The 21,884-nt window shown below is 53.1% G+C and carries 21 protein-coding genes; 7 read left to right on the top strand and 14 right to left on the bottom strand.

Annotated features, from left to right (window positions below; genetic code table 11):
* Window positions 1–27: 27 nt before the first annotated feature.
* Entirely contained in the window at window positions 28–831 is an 804-nt protein-coding gene (locus PMPD1_RS01715; protein ID WP_173632438.1) for a creatininase family protein, read from the bottom strand.
* 169 nt (window positions 832–1,000) lie between these two features.
* Between PMPD1_RS01715 and PMPD1_RS01710 the strand changes: the two genes are divergently transcribed.
* Entirely contained in the window at window positions 1,001–1,870 is an 870-nt protein-coding gene (locus PMPD1_RS01710; protein ID WP_173632437.1) for a phosphoribulokinase, read from the top strand.
* Between the two features lie 48 nt (window positions 1,871–1,918).
* Here PMPD1_RS01710 and PMPD1_RS01705 read toward each other — a convergent pair whose 3' ends face one another.
* Window positions 1,919–2,323 (bottom strand): OsmC family protein, encoded by a 405-nt coding sequence (locus PMPD1_RS01705; protein WP_173632436.1) that lies wholly within the window; start codon window positions 2,321–2,323, stop codon window positions 1,919–1,921.
* 298 nt (window positions 2,324–2,621) lie between these two features.
* Between PMPD1_RS01705 and crp the strand changes: the two genes are divergently transcribed.
* Window positions 2,622–3,254 carry a cAMP-activated global transcriptional regulator CRP gene (gene crp, locus PMPD1_RS01700; protein ID WP_017803012.1) on the top strand — a complete coding sequence of 211 codons (633 nt, stop codon included), beginning with the start codon at window positions 2,622–2,624 and terminating at the stop codon, window positions 3,252–3,254.
* 62 nt (window positions 3,255–3,316) lie between these two features.
* Window positions 3,317–5,395, top strand: coding sequence for a YccS/YhfK family putative transporter (locus tag PMPD1_RS01695; protein ID WP_173632435.1), 2,079 nt, complete (start codon window positions 3,317–3,319; stop codon window positions 5,393–5,395).
* Window positions 5,396–5,415: 20 nt separating this feature from the next.
* Here the strand turns inward: PMPD1_RS01695 and argD are convergent, their stop codons facing one another.
* The 5 genes from argD to ppiA all read right to left on the bottom strand — a co-directional run bounded on the left by argD (window position 5,416) and on the right by ppiA (window position 8,759).
* Window positions 5,416–6,630, bottom strand: a complete 1,215-nt coding sequence (gene argD / locus PMPD1_RS01690) for a bifunctional acetylornithine/succinyldiaminopimelate transaminase (RefSeq protein ID WP_173632434.1) — start codon at window positions 6,628–6,630, stop codon at window positions 5,416–5,418.
* Window positions 6,631–6,712: 82 nt separating this feature from the next.
* Window positions 6,713–7,288, bottom strand: a complete 576-nt coding sequence (locus PMPD1_RS01685; protein ID WP_173632433.1) for an aminodeoxychorismate synthase component II — start codon at window positions 7,286–7,288, stop codon at window positions 6,713–6,715.
* A gap of 44 nt (window positions 7,289–7,332) precedes the next feature.
* Window positions 7,333–7,923: a putative adenosine monophosphate-protein transferase Fic gene (locus tag PMPD1_RS01680; RefSeq protein WP_173632432.1), complete on the bottom strand. Its 591-nt coding sequence runs from the start codon at window positions 7,921–7,923 to the stop codon at window positions 7,333–7,335.
* Window positions 7,913–8,083, bottom strand: coding sequence for a YhfG family protein (locus tag PMPD1_RS01675; RefSeq protein WP_173632431.1), 171 nt, complete (start codon window positions 8,081–8,083; stop codon window positions 7,913–7,915). The genes PMPD1_RS01680 and PMPD1_RS01675 overlap by 11 nt, the downstream gene beginning before the upstream one ends.
* A gap of 103 nt (window positions 8,084–8,186) precedes the next feature.
* Window positions 8,187–8,759, bottom strand: a complete 573-nt coding sequence (gene ppiA / locus PMPD1_RS01670; protein WP_173632430.1) for a peptidylprolyl isomerase A — start codon at window positions 8,757–8,759, stop codon at window positions 8,187–8,189.
* Window positions 8,760–9,038: 279 nt separating this feature from the next.
* On the opposite strand from ppiA, the gene tsgA reads away from it, so the two are divergent.
* Window positions 9,039–10,223: an MFS transporter TsgA gene (tsgA, locus tag PMPD1_RS01665; protein WP_173632429.1), complete on the top strand. Its 1,185-nt coding sequence runs from the start codon at window positions 9,039–9,041 to the stop codon at window positions 10,221–10,223.
* A gap of 43 nt (window positions 10,224–10,266) precedes the next feature.
* Here the strand turns inward: tsgA and PMPD1_RS01660 are convergent, their stop codons facing one another.
* The gene (locus tag PMPD1_RS01660; RefSeq protein ID WP_173632428.1) at window positions 10,267–11,550 is read right to left on the bottom strand and encodes a cytosine deaminase; all 1,284 of its coding nucleotides are present in this window, start codon (window positions 11,548–11,550) and stop codon (window positions 10,267–10,269) included.
* A 233-nt stretch (window positions 11,551–11,783) separates the two neighbouring features.
* Here PMPD1_RS01660 and nirB point away from each other — a divergent pair, with 233 nt between their 5' ends.
* The 3 genes from nirB to cysG all read left to right on the top strand — a co-directional run bounded on the left by nirB (window position 11,784) and on the right by cysG (window position 16,191).
* Window positions 11,784–14,330, top strand: coding sequence for a nitrite reductase large subunit NirB (nirB, locus tag PMPD1_RS01655; protein ID WP_173632427.1), 2,547 nt, complete (start codon window positions 11,784–11,786; stop codon window positions 14,328–14,330).
* A complete protein-coding gene (nirD, locus tag PMPD1_RS01650; RefSeq protein ID WP_173632426.1) occupies window positions 14,327–14,653 on the top strand; it encodes a nitrite reductase small subunit NirD in 327 nt (108 codons plus the stop codon). The genes nirB and nirD overlap by 4 nt, the downstream gene beginning before the upstream one ends.
* Window positions 14,654–14,826: 173 nt before the next feature.
* The gene (gene cysG, locus PMPD1_RS01645) at window positions 14,827–16,191 is read left to right on the top strand and encodes a siroheme synthase CysG (protein ID WP_173632425.1); all 1,365 of its coding nucleotides are present in this window, start codon (window positions 14,827–14,829) and stop codon (window positions 16,189–16,191) included.
* A gap of 69 nt (window positions 16,192–16,260) precedes the next feature.
* On the opposite strand, the gene trpS is transcribed toward cysG, so the two are convergent.
* The 6 genes from trpS to aroB form a co-directional block, all read right to left on the bottom strand.
* Window positions 16,261–17,265 carry a tryptophan--tRNA ligase gene (gene trpS, locus PMPD1_RS01640; RefSeq protein ID WP_173632424.1) on the bottom strand — a complete coding sequence of 335 codons (1,005 nt, stop codon included), beginning with the start codon at window positions 17,263–17,265 and terminating at the stop codon, window positions 16,261–16,263.
* A 17-nt stretch (window positions 17,266–17,282) separates the two neighbouring features.
* Window positions 17,283–17,960: a phosphoglycolate phosphatase gene (locus PMPD1_RS01635; RefSeq protein ID WP_173632423.1), complete on the bottom strand. Its 678-nt coding sequence runs from the start codon at window positions 17,958–17,960 to the stop codon at window positions 17,283–17,285.
* On the bottom strand, window positions 17,944–18,630 hold the full coding sequence (rpe, locus tag PMPD1_RS01630) for a ribulose-phosphate 3-epimerase (RefSeq protein WP_173632422.1): 687 nt from the start codon (window positions 18,628–18,630) through the stop codon (window positions 17,944–17,946). The genes PMPD1_RS01635 and rpe overlap by 17 nt, the downstream gene beginning before the upstream one ends.
* Window positions 18,631–18,696: 66 nt before the next feature.
* Window positions 18,697–19,509, bottom strand: coding sequence for an adenine-specific DNA-methyltransferase (gene dam, locus PMPD1_RS01625; RefSeq protein WP_173632421.1), 813 nt, complete (start codon window positions 19,507–19,509; stop codon window positions 18,697–18,699).
* 142 nt (window positions 19,510–19,651) lie between these two features.
* Window positions 19,652–20,698, bottom strand: coding sequence for an SPOR domain-containing protein (locus PMPD1_RS01620; RefSeq protein WP_173632420.1), 1,047 nt, complete (start codon window positions 20,696–20,698; stop codon window positions 19,652–19,654).
* 73 nt (window positions 20,699–20,771) lie between these two features.
* Window positions 20,772–21,860, bottom strand: coding sequence for a 3-dehydroquinate synthase (gene aroB, locus PMPD1_RS01615; RefSeq protein WP_173632419.1), 1,089 nt, complete (start codon window positions 21,858–21,860; stop codon window positions 20,772–20,774).
* Window positions 21,861–21,884: the final 24 nt, after the last annotated feature.

Raw genomic sequence — 21,884 nt, 5'->3', positions numbered from 1 at the left:
CCATCGTTACGCCATCAGAATCTACCGCTAACGCTCAGGTGCCTGGCGCCACTCAAACGCCCGCACCTCTTCGATTAACTGAATCAATGCCCGCGCCGCCCGATCCGTTTCGATCTTTCCTCGCCCGGCATCGGCTGCCGCCGCGTTACCGGTGGTGCCTGACGGATGGAGGTCTTCCGCCATCCAGCCGAAACTCACGCCGCCTTCCGGCGTTAAAATGCCCCCGTTCTCCGCCCACGCAACCGAAGATGAAATAAAATTGTCCGCATGCTCCATGTGTACCCACTCCGGATGCAAATGGAGCATGATACTGGTCTCCGACTCTCCGCCGTGAATACCGTGTTGCCGTTCCGCTTCACTGTAGAGATCGGAAGAGTCGATGGTTCGAAACCAACTGGCGCCGACCGCAAACATCCCTAGTTCGGCGCGTAGCTTACGGCAAACAATCTCCATCAATTGCGGCTGTCCACCGTGTGAATTCCAAAAAATCAGCTTACCAATACCGGCGCGCCAGGCGCTCTTTGCCACTTCGAACCACACTTGCCCCAACACCTCGTACGGTAAGGTTAAGGTACCGGGATAATTGCTGTGTTCGTCTGATTTACCAATGGTTAACGCGGGCAACACCAGTACCGGCAACTCGGCGGGCATTAACGCTATCGCCCGCTGAATGATGCCGGCATTGATTGCTGCATCGACACATACCGGCAAATGCGGCCCATGCTGCTCAACGGCGCCTATCGGCAGCACCGCCACGATTTTATCCATTTCAAGCTGACTGAACTCTCGCGTGGATAACTCCCACCACCAACGTGACGACGGCATTTTCATGTTCTTTCTCCCGCTTTTTTCTCAGTCTCGTTAATTTTGCCAGGCGTTTAAAGCAGCAAATTTGCGTCACCGTGTTGCTTTTTTAGCATCGCCCGACGGCAAAGATGACACCGATGCGCTAAACGTGATAACAATGCTCATCGCCCGTCTTACTACAGGGAGCTTTATTATGTCTGCCAGGCATCCGATTATCGCCGTCACCGGCTCAAGCGGCGCGGGAACCACCACCACCAGCCTCGCGTTTCGTAAGATTTTCCAGCAGTTGGATTTACATGCCGCTGAACTGGAAGGGGATAGCTTCCACCGCTATACGCGCCCGGAAATGGATATGGCCATTCGCAAAGCGCGTGATTTAGGGCGGCACATCAGTTACTTCGGCCCGGAGGCGAATGATTTCGGCCTGCTGGAACAAACCTTCGTCGAATATGGCGAGAATGGGCGCGGTAAATCGCGCAAGTATTTGCACACCTATGATGAGGCGGTGCCGTGGAATCAGGTGCCGGGTACGTTTACGCCCTGGCAGCCGCTACCAGAACCTACCGACATCTTGTTTTATGAAGGCCTGCATGGCGGCGTGGTAACCCAACAGCATAATGTGGCGGATAAGGTCGATTTGCTGGTAGGCGTGGTGCCGATCGTTAACCTTGAATGGATCCAAAAATTGGTACGTGACACCAGTGAGCGCGGCCATTCGCGTGAAGCGGTGATGGATTCGGTCGTGCGTTCAATGGAAGATTACATTAATTACATTACGCCGCAGTTTTCACGCACGCATATTAACTTCCAGCGCGTTCCCACCGTCGATACCTCAAACCCGTTCGCTGCCCGCGGCATTCCATCGCTGGATGAGAGCTTTGTGGTGATTCATTTCCAGGGTCTGGAAGATATCGACTTCCCTTATTTATTGGCGATGTTGCAAGGTTCATTTATCTCGCACATCAATACGCTAGTGGTTCCGGGTGGAAAAATGGGGCTGGCCATGGAGCTGATTATGTCGCCGCTGGTGAAACGGCTGATGGAAGGCAAAAAAATCGAGTAATGCCAGAAGGATGCCGGGCCCCGGCATCCCATTATCGTTGGCGCAGGATCACAACGCCACAACCTCATAGCTATGGGTAATCTCAACGCCTTTCCCTAGCATGATAGCCACCGAACAATATTTTTCCGCCGATAAATCTACCGCCCGCGCGACCGCTTTATCGCTCAATGCCTTACCGCTAACGATAAAATGCAGATTGATATGGGTAAAAATACGCGGCGCTTCTTCCCGACGCTCCGAGCTGAGCTTGACTTCACAATCCGCCACCTCATTACGTCCCTTTTGCAGTATCGAAACCACATCAATCGCGCTACAGCCGCCCGCCGCCATCAGCACCATTTCCATTGGGCTTGGCGCTTTATCGCCTGAGTTCCCATCCATCAGTACCTGATGACCCGATGAGGATTCTCCCAAAAAGGTCAGCCCTTCAACCCACTTAACTCGCGCCTGCATCGCACTTCCTCCTAACCTTTCTCTGACATGTCAGACTACGCTTACCCGAATAAAACGGCAAACATCAACGATTCCCGTCATGCTGAAGCGAGACAACAGAAGACAGTAGCCTAAAGCTGTGCTACAAACAAAGCTGTAATATTTCGCCATTAAAAGCGAAAACGGGACAATTTGATGAGCTTAGCTCGAAACAGAGGCCCGGAAAATTTCCTGCCAGGAAAATGTTTGAATATTTCCACGCCTAACAGGGAACTTTGCCCTGTGTTTAGGGCACGATTACAACAGAGGATAACAGCGAATGGTTCTCGGCAAACCGCAAACAGACCCTACACTCGAATGGTTCCTGTCACATTGCCATATTCACAAATATCCATCCAAAAGCACGCTAATTCATCAAGGTGAAAAGGCCGAAACGCTCTACTACATCGTCAAAGGTGCCGTAGCCGTGCTGATCAAGGATGAAGAAGGCAAAGAGATGATCCTCTCCTACCTCAATCAGGGTGATTTCATTGGCGAGCTTGGCTTGTTCGAAGAGGGTCAGGAACGTAGTGCGTGGGTCCGTGCAAAAACGGCCTGTGAAGTGGCTGAAATTTCCTATAAGAAATTCCGTCAGTTGATTCAGGTTAACCCAGACATCCTCATGCGCCTCTCTTCGCAAATGGCGCGTCGCCTCCAGGTCACATCGGAAAAAGTGGGTAACCTCGCTTTCCTCGACGTGACGGGACGTATCGCACAAACTTTACTCAATCTGGCAAAACAGCCCGACGCGATGACACATCCGGACGGCATGCAAATTAAAATTACGCGTCAAGAGATTGGCCAGATCGTTGGCTGCTCACGCGAAACCGTCGGGCGTATCCTGAAAATGCTGGAAGACCAAAATCTGATCTCCGCGCACGGCAAAACCATCGTCGTCTACGGCACGCGCTAAGCTCTCTAAACCCACGGCGTGATACCTGGTATCGCGCCGTTTTTTTATACTGTGATAAGCGGATGTGGCGGCGAATAATTTATCACCCTGAAGTCAATTATGCGTTGCGGCAAACGTTGGTGCTCTGTTTGCCGGTCGCGATTGGCTGGCTATTTGGTAACTTACAACAGGGTCTGTTGTTCTCGCTGGTGCCTGCCTGTTGCAATATTGCCGGTCTGGATACGCCGCATAAGCGCTTTTTTAAGCGCCTGATTGTCGGCGGCACCTTATTTGCCACCAGCAGTTTCCTAATCCAGTGGTTGACGCAACACGCAATTCCCTTACCGGCTATCTTGCTTGCCATGCCGCTATTACTGGGCGTGACCGGAGAAATCAGCCCGCTCCATGCGCGTCTACTGCCGGCCTCACTGATTGCCGCCATCTTTACCCTCAGCCTGATCGGCCGCATGCCGATCTGGGCACCACCGCTTCTCTATATTGGCGGAACTATTTGGTACGGCTTCTTTAACTGGTTCTGGTTTTCGCTGTGGAAAGAGCAACCAATGCGTGAAACGTTGAGCCTGCTCTATCGTGAACTCGCCGACTATTGCGATGCGAAATACACCTTACTTACCCGTTTAACCGATCCGGAGAAAGCGCTGCCGCCGCTGTTGGCGCGCCAGCAGAAAGCGGTCGACCTGATTAACATGTGCTATCAGCAAATGCATATGTTGGCCGCCAACCGAAACAATAGCCATAAACGCCTGACGCGCGCGTTTCAGGTCGCGCTCGATCTACAAGAACATATTTCGGTGAGCTTGCATCAACCGGAAGAAGTACAAAAGCTGGTAGAGCAGAGCCATGCTGAGGCGGTGATCCGCTGGAACGCCAACCTGATCTCTGCCCGGTTACGCGAGCTGGCCGATGACATTCTCTACCACCGGCTGCCCGATCGTTTCACGATGGAGAAACCTTTGCAGGCGCTGGAGAAAATTTCCCGCCAGCATCCGGATAACCCCGTCGGTAACTTCTGCTATTACCATTTCAGCCGCATTGCTCGCGTGTTGCGGACACAGCGCCCGCTCTATCCACGCGATCTGATGGCGGACCGGCAGCGCCGTTTGCCGCTGCTACCGGCGTTACGTAGCTATCTGTCGATCAAGTCCGCCGCACTGCGCACGGCGGCACGTTTTGCGGTCATGCTGGGGATTGGTAGTACGTTGGCGTTGTCGTTTAACATTCCCAAACCTTACTGGATTCTGATGACGATTATGTTTGTCAGCCAGAATGGCTATAGCGCAACGCGTGTTCGTATCCAACACCGGGCGCTAGGCACCTTTGCCGGGCTGGTTATCGCCGCCGCCACGCTGCGGTTTGAGGTACCGGAAACCATTACGTTAAGCATAATGTTGGCGATCACGCTGATCAGTTATCTGTTCACGCGCAAATTCTATGGCTGGTCCATGGTCGGTTTTACCGTAACGGCGGTGTATTCATTACAACTGTTGTCGCTAAATGGCGCGCAATTCCTGCTGCCGCGCTTGATGGATACGCTAATGGGCTGCCTGATTGCCTTTGCCGGTATGATTTGGCTCTGGCCGCAGTGGCAGAGTGGCTTATTACGTCAGAATGCGCACGACGCGCTCGGCGCTTATCAGGACGCGCTGCGTCAATTATTAGGCGATGAGCAAGCGCCGGAGAAACTGGCCTGGCAGCGCGTGCGGGCCAACCAGGCGCATAACGCGTTGTTTAATTCACTCAATCAGGCCATGCAGGAACCGGGGTTTAACGACCGTTATCTGGCGGATATGAAACTGTGGGTAACTCACAGCCAGTTTATTGTTGAGCACATTAACGCTATGACGATTCTGGCGCGCGAGCACACTATGCTGACGCCAACGCTGGCGGAACGTTACCTGCAGTCGTGCGAAATTGCCTTACAGCGTTGCCAACAACGGCTGGAGTATGATGGGCCGGGTTCCGATACCAATATTCTGGAGGCGCCGGAAAACCCGCAGGAAGGACCAATCACCATTATGGAGCGGCATGTAAAACGCATTTTGAGTCATTTAAGCGTGATGCATACCATTTCATCGCTGGCCTGGAGCCAAAGGCCGCATCACGGACAATGGCTGGTCAGGCGTTTGAGAAAGCCTGAATAACATCAGGCTCTTATTCCGGGTTATAACACCGTTTTTAACGCGGCGGCGAAACGCGCCAAGCCTTCCGTAATATCACCAGGTTCAATCACCAGCGAAGGTGCCAGACGAATAACATCGGTGCCGGCATTCAGGATCATCACGCCGTGTTCTGCCGCCGCATTAAGAATATCGCGCGCCTTACCGACATGCTGAGGCTTTAACACCGCGCCAATTAATAGACCTTTACCGCGTATTTCCTCAAACACATCCAGCGCGGCATCAATCTGTTTTAAGCCATCAACAAATTGCTGCCGACGACTTTCAACGCCGCTCAATACCTCTGGCGTGTTGATAATATCCAGCGCCGTTTCGGCAACCGCGCAAGCGAGCGGATTACCGCCATAGGTGGTGCCATGCACGCCCGGCGCCATCACTGATGCAACCTCATTAGTCGTCAGCATCGCGCTCACCGGGAAACCGCCGCCCAACGCTTTGGCGGTAGTGAGAATATCGGGCTGCACATCATAATGCTCATGGGCGAACAGTTTACCGCTACGCCCCATACCGCTCTGCACTTCATCCAGCACCAGCAGCGCGTTATGCTGATTGCACAGTTCGCGCAGTCCGTTCATGAACGCCGGCGTTGCGGGCATCACGCCACCTTCGCCTTGAATCGGCTCAACCACAATCGCACAAGTGTGATCATCAATCACCGCCTTTACCGCCGCTAAATCATTAAACGGCACATGCACGATATCGGCCGGTTTCGGACCAAAACCGTCGGAATATTTCGGCTGGCCGCCAACCGAAACGGTGAACAGCGTGCGTCCGTGGAAAGCATTATGGAAAGCGATTATTTTACTTTTATAGGGGCTGTGGCGTTTCGCCGCGTAGTAACGGGCCAATTTGAATGCGGCTTCGTTGGCTTCTGCTCCGGAGTTGGCGAAGAAAACACGTTCCGCAAAGGTGGCGGCAATCAGTTTACTCGCCAAACGTAGCGCGGGCTCGTTGGTAAAAACATTGCTGGTATGCCACAGGGTTTCGCCCTGAGCTTTCAGCGTTTCCACCAGCGCAGGATGACAATGGCCTAACGCAGTAACCGCAATACCACCAGAAAAATCGATATACTCTTTGCCTTGCTGATCCCAGACCCGGCTTCCTTTCCCTTTTACCGGCACAAATTGCGCGGGTGCATAAACAGGCAAAATTACATTATCGAAAGTTGACCGGGTTACCGCCATTTTTTCCGCCGTCATTCGTTACCTCATCTGATTTATGATTATCGATGAATGAAAATATAATCATAAAATATGCATAAAAAACCAGATAAAGGCAAACTTATTGCCGCAGGAAATTCGCCAACAGTTGATGGCCTTGCTCGCTCAAGATACTTTCAGGATGAAACTGCACCCCTTCAAGCTGCAACGTTTTATGCCGCAAGCCCATAATTTCATAGGGTTTACCTTCTCGCAGACTCCAGGCTGTCACCTCAAAACAGGTTGGCAGCGAATCCCACTCAACCAGCAGCGAGTGATAGCGCGTTACGGTAAGCGGATGCGCTAAACCGGAAAAAACGCCGCTATCGTTATGCGCAATCGCCGAGGTTTTACCGTGCATAACCTGCCTGGCGCGTATTACGCGGGCGCCAAAAGCTTGCGCCAGCGCCTGATGACCAAGACAAACGCCCAGAATAGGCAGTTGGCCGGCAAAATGACGAATCGCCGCCAGCGAGATACCCGCCTCGTCTGGCGTACAAGGGCCAGGTGAGATAACTAAATGGCGCGGTTGCAGCGCAGAAATCTCCTCAAGGGTGATCTCATCATTACGATGTACCACCACTTCAGCGCCCAACTCGCAAAAGTATTGATAGAGGTTCCAGGTAAAAGAATCGTAGTTATCGATCAGCAGCAGCATCGGTACTCCGGGCAAAAACAAGGACGCCGCTATTCTACGCAGCTTTACGCCGGTTCGCTCACCACTTTGGCAAAGATAGCGGTCAATCCTTGCAAATCCCCTTTAACGCCATCCCGGTTGGCTTTCAGCCACGCATCCCGTTCCGCCTGCCGCCAGTCGATATCATAACCGGCATGAATAATCAGTTGTTCAAAGAACAGACGTTGGGCGCGGCCATTACCATCGCGGAAAGGGTGTAATACGTTAATTTCGCAGTAATAATGTGCCAGCCTGGCGATAAATTCTTTAAGCGGCAGTGCTTCCAGCTCCTCCGCCGCCAGACTTTCCATTAAGGCATTCCCTTCGCGCTCTATGTATTCGTAGTGGCAGAACGGCGTGTCATCAACATAAATGTCAATGCAACGGATTTCGCCAGCCCACTCGTAGAGATCCTGAAACAGCGCCTGATGAATGGCGCGAAGATGGGGGAAGCCGGGATTTTTTGGGCCAAGCTCAATCGTCGCCGCGCGCAATGCGCTAAAAGAGAGTTCCGCTTTTTGTAATTGCGCCGCATCATGAATATCGAGCCGGTTTTTTAACACATTGTCGCTGTGCCAAAAATAGGGGTCGCGTTCCGTCATCGCATTAGCCGCCATACTGCCTCCTTAATTCCTGCAGCCGCTGCTGCGCCTGTTCAGCGCTTAGCGTGACTTCGGCGATAGCAAACCCTTCCAGTCTGGTGCTGGCCTGAAAGTTCGTATTACGGCGCCGTTGCCAGAGCGCCTCTTTCTGCTTGTCGGTCAGTTTTGCTGACATCGCTGCCTCCGCGACTGAATGGATGCCCTAAGTATAAGCAGCAAAATTCAGGTCTGCAGACAGCGCGAAGGGAAGCGCCACAGCAAGTGCGGCGCCAGATGGATTACGGCAGAACTTTCGCCGAGAGGATAACCACCGGTTTTGCCGGAACATTTTGGTAGGGCCCAACATCTTTGGTCGGCACTTGAGAGATTTTATCCGCCACATCCATGCCTTTAATAACTTTACCAAATACCGCATAACCAAAATCACGTTGGCCGTGATCAAGGAACGCATTATCCGCAACGTTAATAAAGAACTGGCTGGTGGCGCTATCTTGCTCTGCGGTACGTGCCATCGCGATGGTGCCACGCGTATTACGCAAGCCGTTATCCGCTTCGTTTTTAATCGGCGCGTTGGTCGGTTTCTGCTGCATATCGGTAGTAAACCCGCCGCCCTGCACCATAAAGCCTGGGATCACGCGATGGAAGGTGGTGTTATTGTAAAAACCATTGTTCACATAATCGACAAAGTTTTTCACCGAGATCGGCGCTTTTTGATTATTTAATTCGAGTTCAATATTGCCAGCCGAGGTGGTCAATAATACATGCGTATCGCCTGCCGCGGCAAAAGAGGAGGCGGAAATTGAAGACAGCGCAAGGAGCGCCGCTACCGCTGTCAAAGTACGTTTCAACATGAAAGATTCCTTACTGTGGCCAACAAGCTCAAAAACGAAATTGATTGTAAAGAGCATGTAATACAAGAGCCAGCGTTTTACCATTATTTACGTAACCGCCGTTAACCATCGGGCACGGGCCGATGCCCGGCAAATAGTGATTAGAGTCACATAACCATGAAATCTATTGCCAGTGTTTCATTCATTGTTTGATCCTGACACAAATCTATTTACACTTTCACACGCTTCCCCTGCGCTTATTTATCTGCAGGCTTCATTGGCTCACAGGTTTTCCAACACATGACAAATCGTAACCGCATCGGCCTTACCTGGATTAGCTTTTTCTCCTACGCGCTAACCGGCGCGCTGGTGATCGTCACCGGCATGGTACTGGGTGATATTGCCAACTATTTCCAGTTGCCCGTTTCGCAAATGAGCAATACTTTCACTTTTCTTAATACCGGGATTCTGGTTGCCGTCTTCCTTAATGCCTGGCTGATGGAGATCGTGCCGCTTAAACGCCAACTGATTTTCGGCTTCGTGCTGATGGTGCTGGCAATTATCGGCCTGGCAACCAGCCATAGTTTAAGCATTTTCTCGCTCTGCATGTTTGTCTTGGGCGTAGTGAGCGGCATCACGATGTCGATCGGCACCTTCTTAATTACCCATCTGTACGAAGGCCGTCAGCGCGGCTCGCGACTGCTATTTACCGACTCCTTTTTTAGCATGGCGGGCACCGTGTTTCCGATTATCGCCGGCGTTCTATTGGCTCGTCACCTGCCGTGGTATTGGGTTTATGTCTTTATCGGCCTGATCTATGTGGCGATCTTTATCCTGACGCTGTGCTTTGAATTCCCGGTTTTAGGCCGGAAAGCAGCGGTCAATGCGCAACCGGTAGCCAAAGAGAAATGGGGTATCGGCGTGCTGTTCCTGTCGATTGCCGCTCTGTGCTACATCCTCGGTCAGTTAGGCTTTATTTCGTGGGTACCGGAGTACGCCACTAAAACCATGGGAATGGATATCACCGCCGCCGGTCAGTTGGTGGGAAATTTCTGGACGTCTTACATGGTGGGGATGTGGGTATTCAGCTTCGTACTGCGTTTCTTTGACCTGCAACGTATCGTCATGGTGCTGGCAGGTCTGGCGACCGTGTTGATGTACTGGTTCGTCAGCAGTAACGACGCCTCAATGCTGAAGTGGATTATTATGATCCTCGGCTTTAGCTCCAGTGCTATCTACACCACGATCATCACGCTCGGTTCGCTACAGACGAAGGTATCTTCACCGAAACTGGTCAACTTTATTCTGACTTGTGGCACCGTAGGAACCATGCTGACCTTCGTTGTAACCGGCCCGATCGTGGCAAAAGGCGGCGCGCACGCCGCACTGGCCACGGCAAATGGCCTGTACGCGGTGGTGTTTGTCATGTGCCTGGTGTTGGGCTTTGTGACCAAACACCGTAGCCACGGACACACGACGCATTAATCCTGGCCGGGACGGGTCTCCGTCCCGGACTTTTCCTTGCACATCAGCGGCGAAAATCAACCGCCTCTTGCCGATCAAGAAACAGCGATGACTGTGGCGGCTGCGTGGCGGCAATCACCCGCCCGTGCCGAATAGAGTAGCGCGTCACCACCTGACGACGGACGGCATCAAACCCACTCTCCGCCGGGAGGATAATGAGGTTGGCGCTATTTCCCTCTTTTATACCGTAATCTTGCAGCCCCAGCGCGGCAGCGCTGTGGTGAGTGATCAGATTGAGCCCGGCATCAATTTGCCCATAGCCCATTAGCTGACACACATGCAGCCCCATATGCAGCACCTGCAACAGATTGGCGGTGCCAAGCGGATACCAGGGATCAAACACATCATCATGCCCAAAGCAGACATTGATCCCGGCCTCCAGCATCTCCTTAACGCGCGTAACGCCGCGCCGTTTGGGGTAAGTGTCAAAACGCCCTTGCAGGTGAATATTCACCAGTGGGTTAGCAACGAAATGAATGCCAGACAGTTTTAACAGCCGGAATAAGCGTGACGTGTAAGCGCCATTATAGGAGTGCATCGCCGTGGTATGGCTGGCGGTCACCCGCGCGCCCATTCCCTCGCGGTGGGCCAATGCCGCAACGGTTTCGACAAAACGCGACTGCTCATCATCAATTTCATCACAGTGAACATCGACCATCCGCTGGTATTTCTGCGCCAGCGCAAAAGCTTTATGCAATGATTCCACGCCATATTCGCGGGTGAACTCAAAATGGGGGATCGCGCCAACCACATCGGCGCCCAGACGCAATGCTTCCTCTAATAACGCTTCGCCATTGGGGTAGGACAAAATCCCCTCTTGCGGAAAGGCGACGATCTGCACATCAATCCACGGCGCCATCTCCTGTTTCACTTCCAACATGGCTTTCAACGCCGTCAGCGATGCGTCCGAGACATCTACATGGGTTCGAACATATTGAATGCCATTGGCGATCTGCCATTTCAGCGTGCGTATCGCGCGCTGCTTAACATCCTGGTGCGAGAGTAATGCCTTACGCTCCGCCCAGCGCTCAATGCCTTCAAACAGCGTGCCGGACTCATTCCATGCCGGTTCGCCGGCCGTTTGCGTGGTATCCAGATGGATATGCGGCTCAACAAATGGCGGCCAGGCTAGCCCGCCTTCAGCATCCAGCCCGTGCTCGTTGGTCATTTTTTGCGACGGTTGCGCAATGATGGCGGCAATTTTTCCCTGCTCAATCGTGATTTGCCACAGCCCTTGTTGCCCAGGCAGACGCAAATTATTAATCCATTGTAATGGGGGAGTATGCATAGGTGTCTCCGGCAACTCATATCAGGCGCTGAATCGAAGCCTGCCTCAATCTTGCGCAGGTTCCAGGCCACAAGGTGGTCAGAAAGAACGCAAAATAGCGTTATTTATCATAAATATCCCAATACTCACCGGTTACTCCTTAGTGGGTATATGAAAGCTGAATTGATACACATCAATAATCGCTGTTTTCACCGCGCTATTGTAGCCGCAATAATTGAAAAATTGAGGCAAAAATGAGCAAAGTCAAACTCGCCGTCATTGGCAATGGCATGGTGGGGCACCGCTTCATTGAAGAGTTAATCGATAAAGCTGAAACCGGTCAGTTCGAGATAACCGTCTTCTGTGAAGAACCCCGAGTGGCATACGATCGTGTCCATCTCTCCGCTTATTTTTCACACCATACCGCAGAAGAACTCTCACTGGTACGCGAAGGGTACTACGAAAAACATGGCGTTAATATTCTGTTAGGGGAGCGAGCCATCACCCTAAACCGCCAGGAAAAAATCATTCACTCCAGCAGTGGTCGCACCGTTGGCTATGACAAACTGGTTATCGCCACCGGTTCTTATCCGTGGGTGCCGCCAATCAAGGGTGCCGAAGGGAATGACTGTTTTGTTTATCGCACCATTGAAGATCTCAACGCCATCGAAGCCTGCGCCCGTCGCAGCAAGCGCGGCGCGGTAATCGGCGGTGGTTTGTTAGGGTTGGAAGCCGCTGGCGCCTTAAAAAACCTCGGCATAGAGACACACGTCATTGAGTTCGCCCCGGTATTGATGGGTGAACAGTTAGATGAAATGGGCGGCCAACAGTTACGCCAAAAAATCGAACAAATGGGTGTGCGGGTTCACACCGGCAAAAATACCCGTGAAATTGTCCATAACGACACCACCGGTAAAACACTGATGTTCGCCGACGGTAGCCAGCTAGACGTGGATTTTATTGTGTTCTCTACCGGTATTCGCCCGCAGGATAAACTGGCGAAACAGTGTGATTTACCGGTTGGCGCACGCGGCGGGTTTGTCATTAACGATAGTTGCCAAACTGCCGACCCGGATGTGTATGCCATTGGTGAGTGCGCCGCCTGGAACGATCGCATTTTTGGGCTGGTGGCGCCCGGCTATAAGATGGCGCAGGTAACCTGCGACCATTTACTGGGCCGTGAAAATCAATTTAGCGGCGCGGATATGAGCGCCAAACTGAAACTGCTTGGCGTTGACGTGGGCGGCATCGGCGATGCGCGTGGTCGCACCGAAGGCGCGCGTAGCTACGTTTACCTTGATGAAAGTCAGTCCATCTATAAACGCCTGGTGGTGAGCGCGGATAATAAAACCTTGCTGGGCGCAGTGTTAGTGGGTGATACCAGTGATTACGGCAATCTGCTACAACTGGCGTTGAACCAAATCGAATTGCCGGAGCATCCCGACTCTCTCATCCTTCCCGCGCATGCCGGCGGCGATAAACCGGCTATCGGCGTTGACTCATTGCCGGATAGCGCGCAAATCTGCTCCTGCTTCGATGTTTCAAAAGGCGACATCGTCAGCGCGGTAATGAAAGGCTGCCATACTGTGGCGGCGATCAAAGCTGAAACCAAAGCAGGCACCGGCTGTGGTGGTTGTGTACCGTTGATTACCCAAGTCCTGAATGCAGAATTGAGCCGCCAGGGGATTGAGGTGAACCACAGCCTGTGCGAGCACTTCGCCTATTCACGCCAAGAGCTTTACCATCTGATCCGGGTCGATGAGATCAAAACCTTTGATGCGTTGCTAAGCAAATATGGCAGCGGCTATGGGTGCGAAGTATGTAAACCGACCGTGGCCTCATTGCTGGCCTCCTGCTGGAACGAATATGTGCTGAAACCGCAGCACACGCCATTGCAGGATAGTAACGATAACTTCCTCGGCAATATCCAGAAGGACGGTACCTATTCGGTGATCCCACGTTCCGCCGGGGGAGAAATTACGCCGGAAGGGTTGGTGGCGGTTGGCTCTATCGCCAGGCAGTTTAATCTCTACACCAAAATTACCGGTTCTCAACGCCTGGGCCTGTTCGGTGCGCAAAAAGATGATCTACCGGCGATTTGGAAACTGCTGATTGATGCCGGGTTTGAAACCGGTCATGCCTATGCGAAAGCGCTACGTATGGCAAAAACCTGCGTGGGTAGCACTTGGTGCCGCTTCGGCGTCGGTGACAGTCTTGGGTTTGGTATTGAGCTGGAAAATCGCTATAAGGGCATTCGTACCCCACACAAAATGAAGTTCGGCGTCTCTGGTTGCACCCGTGAGTGTGCGGAAGCTCAAGGTAAAGATGTCGGGATTATCGCCACCGAGAAGGGGTGGAACCTGTATGTCTGTGGTAACGGCGGGATGAAGCCTCGCCATGCCGACTTGCTGGCCGCCGATCTCGATCGAGATACGCTGGTACGTTATCTTGACCGTTTCATGATGTTCTACATTCGCACCGCCGATAAACTGCAACGCACCTCATTGTGGCTGGAAAGCCTCGACGGCGGTATTGATTATCTGCGCAAAGTCATCGTTGAGGACAAACTCGGCCTTAATGACCATCTGGAAGCGGAAATCGCGCGTCTGCGCGCGGCGGTGGTGTGTGAATGGACTGAAACCGTTAACGATCCACAGCAGCAATCGCGGTTTGCCCACTTTATTAATAGCCCGCTGCGCGATCCAAACGTGCAAGTGGTCACAGAGCGCGCACAGCATCGCCCGGCGCGGCCTGTCGAACGCATCGCGGTGAAAATCATCGCCGAGGAGGAAAATGTATGAGCCAGTGGCAAACCGTCTGTAAACTTGAGCAGATTTTACCGGCTACCGGTGTCTGTGCGCTCTTGGGCGATAAACAGGTCGCGATTTTCCGCCCACGCGCTGATGAACAGCTCTACGCCATCAGCAATATTGATCCCTTCGCCGAAGCGAGCGTGCTGTCACGCGGTATCATTGCCGAGCACCAGCAGGCGTTGTGGGTCGCCAGCCCACTGAAAAAACAGCGCTTCCGTCTCAGTGATGGCCTGTGCCTGGAAGATGAAAATTACTCGGTTGCCGCCTATGCGGTGCGAGTAAATAACGGCCAGGTTGAAGTACATCTCTAACCGTAAACCGCCGGTATGGGTCGCCCGCTTCGGTGGGCGACTGTGCCGCATGCTTTACGCCTCTGTTTGTAGTTTAATAGCGCTTAATACGGTCATCGCAGCCTCAGGTTGCCCTACGACCGAAAAGTCGCCTTTTCCGGGCGTTGTAGCCCTGCTTTCTGCTGAGCGTGCGTATGGATTTTCTTCCCCTATTTTGTCAACTACGCGGTAAAGCCTGCCTGCTGATCGGCGGCGGTGAGGTTGCCGAGCGTAAAGCCCGGTTATTGCTGGATGCCGGTGCGGATTTACGTGTGTGTTCCCGTGAGTTTGCTCCACAATTCCTCCACTGGCGGCAGACCCACAGCGTTACTCTGATTTACGATGCCTTTACGCCTGAATTACTCGATGATTGTTGGTTAGTTATTGCCGCTACCAATGACGAAGCGCTCAATCAACAGGTGAGCGCCGAGGCAGAATCACGACGTATTTTTTGCAATGTGGTTGATGCGCCGGAAAGCGCCAGTGTGATTATGCCCTCGATTATCGATCGCTCGCCGTTAATGATCGCCGTCTCGTCCGGGGGCCGGGCGCCGGTGCTGGCGCGCTTACTGCGGGAAAAGCTGGAAGCAATGCTACCGCAGCATTTGGGGAAACTGGCCGATTTTGCCGGTGCTTTGCGCCAGCGAGTCAAAGCCACTTTGCCCTCTCCCGCATTACGCCGCCGTTTCTGGGAAAAGCTCTTCAGTAGCGATCGCCTGGCGCAATCGCTGGCTAATGATGATCAACAACGGGTTGAACAACTCAAAGAAACGCTATTTAGCGAGCCGTTAGAACATCGTGGTGAAGTGGTACTGGTCGGCGCCGGGCCCGGCGATGCGGGCTTGCTCACTCTGAAAGGGCTGCAACAAATTCAGCAAGCCGATATTGTGGTGTATGACCGGCTGGTGTCCGATGAGATCATGAACCTGACGCGTCGCGATGCGGAGCGCATCTTCGTCGGTAAACGCGCTGGTTTTCACTGCGTGCCACAGGAAGAAATCAATCAGATCCTGCTGCAACAAGCGCAGCGCGGAAAGCGCGTGGTGCGTCTTAAAGGCGGCGACCCGTTTATCTTTGGGCGCGGAGCGGAAGAGTTGGAAGCGCTACTGGGCGCCGATATTCCCTTTTCGGTCGTGCCGGGCATTACCGCCGCCTCCGGCTGTTCAGCGTATAGCGGTATCCCCTTAACCCACCGTGATTATGCGCAAAGCGTACGCCTGGTCACCGGTCATCTCCAGCAGAATGGCGCGCTGGAATGGTCGCGAATGGCCGCAGATCATCAAACGCTGGTGTTTTACATGGGGTTATCGCAGGCGGCTGAGATTCAACACCAATTGATAACCCATGGAATGCGCACCACTATGCCGGTTGCGCTGGTCGAAAACGGCACCACGGTAAACCAGCGGGTCGTGAGCGGGGAATTAACGCAGTTAGCAAGCCTGGCGACCCAGGTCAAAAGCCCCAGCTTGATCATTGTCGGTGAAGTGGTCGCGCTTCGTGAGAAATTACGCTGGTTCTGAGCGAAAAAATGCCCGCGCGCCGGAAGGCGGGCGGGCATCAATACTGACAGTTGAGTATTCGTCATCACCTTACGGTTGGGCGACAAACCCCACCGCCTGGTACACTTTTTTCAGCGTCTCTTGCGCCTGCGCGCGCGCTTTATTCGCACCGTCACGCATCACCTGCTCAAGGTAAGCCTCATCACTACGGAACTGATGGTAACGCGCCTGCAGCTCTCCTAACATGCCAGAGACCGCATCGGCAACCGCCCCTTTCAAGTGGCCGTACATTTGGCCTTCGAACTCTTGTTCCAGTTGTGGAATCGGCTTGCCGGTCACCGCAGACAAAATATCCAGCAGGTTAGAAACCCCGGCTTTCTGTTTAATGTCATAACGCACCACTGGCGGCTCGTCTGAATCGGTAACCGCACGTTTGATTTTTTTCACTACTGATTTCGGATCTTCCAGCAAACCGATCACGTTATTGCGGTTTTCATCCGACTTGGACATTTTTTTGGTCGGCTCAAGCAATGACATGACGCGCGCGCCGGATTTCGGGATAAACGGCTCAGGTACCTTAAACACCTCACCGTAAAGGGTATTAAACCGCTGGGCAATATCACGGCTCAGCTCCAGATGCTGTTTTTGATCTTCGCCAACCGGCACTTGGTTAGTTTGATACAGCAAAATATCCGCCGCCATCAGTACCGGATAATCAAACAGCCCGGCGTTGATATTTTCCGCATAGCGCGCGGATTTATCTTTGAATTGCGTCATGCGGCTTAGCTCACCGAAATAGGTGTAGCAATTCAGGATCCAGCCCAGTTGCGTATGTTCCGGTACGTGCGACTGCACGAATATGGTGCTTTTCGCCGGATCGATACCGCAGGCCAAATACAGCGCCAGCGTATCCAGCGTCGCTTTACGCAACGCTACCGGATCCTGACGTACCGTGATGGCGTGCAGGTCGACAATACAATATATGCAGTGGTAATCATCCTGCATATTGACCCACTGACGCAGCGCACCCATGTAGTTACCAATGGTCAATTCGCCAGAAGGCTGTGCGCCGCTAAATACGATGGGTTTGCTCATACTTTATATCCTGATAATTACAGCCCTAAAGCGGGCAAAAGATCGTTAAAATCGTCCAGCGCAAGGTTCGGATTACTGGTGGTAATCGACTCACCGTAGTTGTAGCCAAACGTCATCCCTACGCAAGGGCATCCCGCCGCTTGCGCCGCCAGAATATCATTGCGCGAATCACCGACAAAGAGCAGCTCTTGCGGTAACAGGCCAAATTTGCCTAATACAAGGAAAATCGGTGCCGGATGCGGCTTTTTCGCCACCACATCGTCACCGCCAATAATCAGCGAGAAATAGCGGGCAATGCCCAATGTCTCCAGCAATGGCGCGACAAACGGGGTCGGCTTATTGGTGACAATTGCCAGCGGAAGGTCATGGGCCGCCAGTTTTTCCAGGCTAGCCGCCACATGCGGGAACAAGGTACTGCCGCTGTTGACCGTTGCCGCATAATATTTGTCAAACAATACGCGTGTATCGCGCTGTTCGTCCGCTTCTGGCTTACGGTTTAGCGCCCAAGTAAGGGTACGCTCGACCATAATATCCGCGCCGTTACCAATCCAAGTGGAGACGCGCTCCACACCCGGCGCCGGGAGGTCCATAGCGTTTAAAGCCTGGCCTAATGCATCCGCCAAGCCTGGCGCGCTATCGACTAACGTCCCATCCAGATCGAACGCCAACCCACGAATATTAGTGAAATGAGCCATGACGGGACTTCTCCAGTTCGTTACGCATATCATCAATGACTTTTTTGTAATCCGGATGGCCAAAAATCGCCGATCCCGCGACAAACATATCCGCACCGGCGGCGGCGATCTCGGCAATGTTGTCGATCTTAACCCCGCCATCTACCTCAAGGCGAATATCGTAACCGCTCTCATCAATGAGCTTGCGCGCCTGGCGCAGCTTATTCAGCGTGCCGGGAATAAACGATTGACCGCCAAAGCCTGGGTTCACCGACATCAGCAAAATAATATCCAGCTTATCCATCACGTACTCCAACTCGCTGAGCGAGGTGGCCGGATTAAGCACCAGACCGGCTTTACAACCGTGTTCTTTAATCAGTTGCAGAGTACGATCGACATGCTCAGAGGCTTCCGGGTGGAAAGTGATAAAACTGGCGCCTGCTTTAGCAAATTGTGGAATCAGGCTATCAACCGGTTTCACCATCAGATGAACATCGATCGGCGCAGTGATACCGTAATCACGCAGCGCTTTCAGCACCATCGGGCCCATCGTCAGATTCGGCACATAGTGATTATCCATCACATCAAAATGCACGACATCGCCGCCAGCGGCTAACGCTTTCGCCGTGTCTTCCCCCAGGCGGGCAAAGTCTGCCGACAAGATTGATGGAGCGAGTAAAAACTGTTTCATCCGTTTCTCCCAATTTGTGCGCCAGTGCGGTCACTGACTAAATACGTTGGTCGCGGACGAAAAACGCTAGCGATAGAGAGCCAACAGTTCGTCAACCTGATTGCGACCATTAATACTTCTGCTGATTGTACGCCGTGCCTTCACCACATGAAGAACGGCTTGTTGATACCACTCGCGTGTCAACACGGTATCGTGGTTCGAAATCAGCACCGGAATACGGTTTTCCTGCGCCAGCTTTGTCGCCAATTCAGCCAAATGCTGCTGCTCGCGCAGGCTGAAACTATTGGTGTGGTAAGCGGTAAAGTTTGCCGTCGCAGAAAGCGGCGCATAGGGGGGATCGCAATACACCACCGACCCCACCTGCGCTTTATTCAGCGTAACATCGTACGATTCACAGACAAAGGTCGCTTTTTGCGCCTGCTCGGCAAACCAATTCAGCTCTTCTTCCGGAAAATAGGGTTTGCTATAACGCCCAAACGGAACATTAAATTCGCCGCTGAGATTGTAGCGGCATAACCCATTGTAACAATGGCGGTTTAGATAGAGGAACAATAATGCCCGGCGATAGGGATCATTACTGGCATTAAATTCGCTGCGATGAGCATAGTAAAAGAGGCTATCGTTAGCTTCTGGCGTGAACAGCACACGCGCATCGCGAATAAACTCTGCGGTACGGGTTTTGACGATGTCGTAAAGGTTAATCAGATCGTTGTTAATATCCGCCAAAATGTAGCGCGGATAATCGGTGTTTAGAAAAACCGATCCGGCACCAACAAAAGGTTCAACCAGACAATCACCCGGTGGAAGATGTCGTCGAATATCGTCCAATAGCGGGTACTTCCCCCCCGCCCATTTCAAAAAAGCGCGATGTTTTTTCATGCCGTCGTTTTACTTACTTCTACCCGTCTGGCTGTGGTTTTACCGACAGCATATCTGCGCTTTAGCTAATATAAGCACGGTCAGACAAAGCGAGCTTCATCTGGCCGCGCGGCGTAGGTTTGATGCCCCCGCCATTCAATGGCTACTTACCTGCTTCCTTTTTTACCTGGCTAACTGGCTTAACCCAGGGGTTCTGCGCACGAACTTCAGCAGGCAACGAAGCAACCGCACGTTTCGCCTCCGCAGGTGTCGCGTAGGAACCGCTAACCAGCACATACCAAGGCTGCCCGTTACGGGTGGTCTGATAAACATGATAAGCACTGAGATTTTGCTTTTTCGCCCAGGCGTTCAAGGTATCCTGACGCGATGCGCTACTCAGTTGCAGCGTGTAGCTACCGCCGGGCGCTGCGCTATTGGCCGCGCTAACGCTACTATGACCTGAGCTGGCATTGTGAGCAGAAGCCGTTGGGCGTTGAGCCTGCGCGGCGGGTTTGTTCGCCGTTGGTTTATGCGTTGCCGCCGGTTTCGTGTTGTGCGATGCCGTATGGTGCGGTGCGGGTTTATTCACCGGCTGCGGGTTGGTATTACCTGCCGTGCCGCTTACCGTTGCCGGCGCGGTCGGCAATGAGCTGCTATTGGCCGCACCTTGTGTAGCAGCGTCAACCTGCCCCTGCTGATTATTCAACGCGGAATTCAGATCGCCCGGTAATTCAACCCGTTGTTGGTTTTGCGGCGCCTGCACTGGCGCAGCTTGCGTTGGCGTGTTGGAAACCGGCGGCGCGCTCAATTCCTGTGGTGAAGGAGGAGGAGTATTTTGCGCCGCGGTGCCGGAAGCGTTCTCGCCGCCGGACGGTGAAGCAGGTGTCTGGCCGCTCATGGAGGATGAGCCGGAGAGATCGATATTTTTCTCGCCACCATTAGCATTAGCAGGCGCATTGCCGTTAGCCGCATTGTTACCGGAAGCGGCGTTATTGCCCGCGGTCGGCTGAGAAGACGAACTGTCGCTCGGCCCTTTCAGGGCGGAGCCAATGCCGATAACCAGTAACAACAACACCAAAATACCGATACCCATCATCATATGCTGACGTGAAACCGGCACTTTCGGCGCAGAAGACGTTTTGCGTGACCGCGTCGGACGGCGGTCACTGGCGTCAGGTTTTAACTCGTCTTCCGGTTTAAACTCGTCCATTTAACCTCCTCCCGTTTAGCGGCATATACCGATACCTTCCTGTACCCGGCATTTACAACTGACTCACTGTGATTCAGGCTGGCTGACAATCTTCGATTGAAGCCAAAACAATATCATGTGCCACACCGCCGCGCACCTCGGCTTTGCCGATCGCGAGAGGTAGCACCAGGCGTAACTCACCGGCCAGCACTTTCTTATCACGCATCATATGCGGCAAATACGCTTCCGCCGGCATATTTGCCGGGCCGTTTACCGGAAGACCCGCCCGACGAAGTAACGCGATAATCCGATCGGTATCCGCCGCGCTAAACTGCCCAAGGCGCTCTGCGGTCCGTGCGGCCATCACCATCCCTGCGGCCACCGCCTCACCATGCAGCCAATTCCCATAGCCCATATGCGCTTCAATCGCATGACCATAAGTATGCCCAAGGTTTAGCAGCGCGCGTTGCCCCATCTCACGCTCATCGGCGGCCACTACTTCGGCTTTCAATTCGCAGCAACGACGAATACACCATGCCATCGCCTCGCCATCCAGCGCCATTAAGGCATCAAGATTCTGTTCTAGCCAGTTGAAAAACTCACCGTCCAAAATAATGCCGTACTTAATGACTTCCGCCATGCCCGACGCTAACTCACGCAGCGGTAAGCTTTTCAAACAGTCCAGATCGATAACCACCGATGCTGGCTGGTAAAACGCCCCAATCATGTTTTTGCCAAGCGGATGGTTGACGGCGGTTTTACCGCCGACCGAAGAGTCGACCTGTGACAACAGTGTGGTGGGAACCTGAATAAAGCGAACGCCGCGTTGATAACTGGCGGCAGCGAACCCAGTCAGATCGCCGATTACCCCGCCACCCAACGCGACCAACGTCGTGTCACGCCCATGCACTTTCTCCAGCAGCGCGGTGAACACCTGCTCCATTACCGCCAGCGTTTTATACTGCTCGCCATCCGGCAGAATAACTTGATCAACCTTCACACCAGCGCTTTCAAGCCGTTGGCGCAGGGGCTCAAGGTACAGCGGTGCCAGCGTCTGATTGGTTACCAACATCGTCCGATCGCCCGCTTTCAGCGGCCAAAAAGAAGCCGGATCGTTAAACAGTCCGGCGGCAATGGTAATTGGGTAGCTACGCTCTCCCAGAGTGACGGTAATCCTCTCCATGACGCTGTACACCTTTTCGCTATG

It is taken from the genome of Paramixta manurensis (assembly GCF_013285385.1).
Classification (GTDB): domain Bacteria; phylum Pseudomonadota; class Gammaproteobacteria; order Enterobacterales; family Enterobacteriaceae; genus Paramixta; species Paramixta manurensis.
Note: the sequence above shows the minus strand (reverse complement) of the source record. Positions and strands in the feature narration are given on the sequence as shown.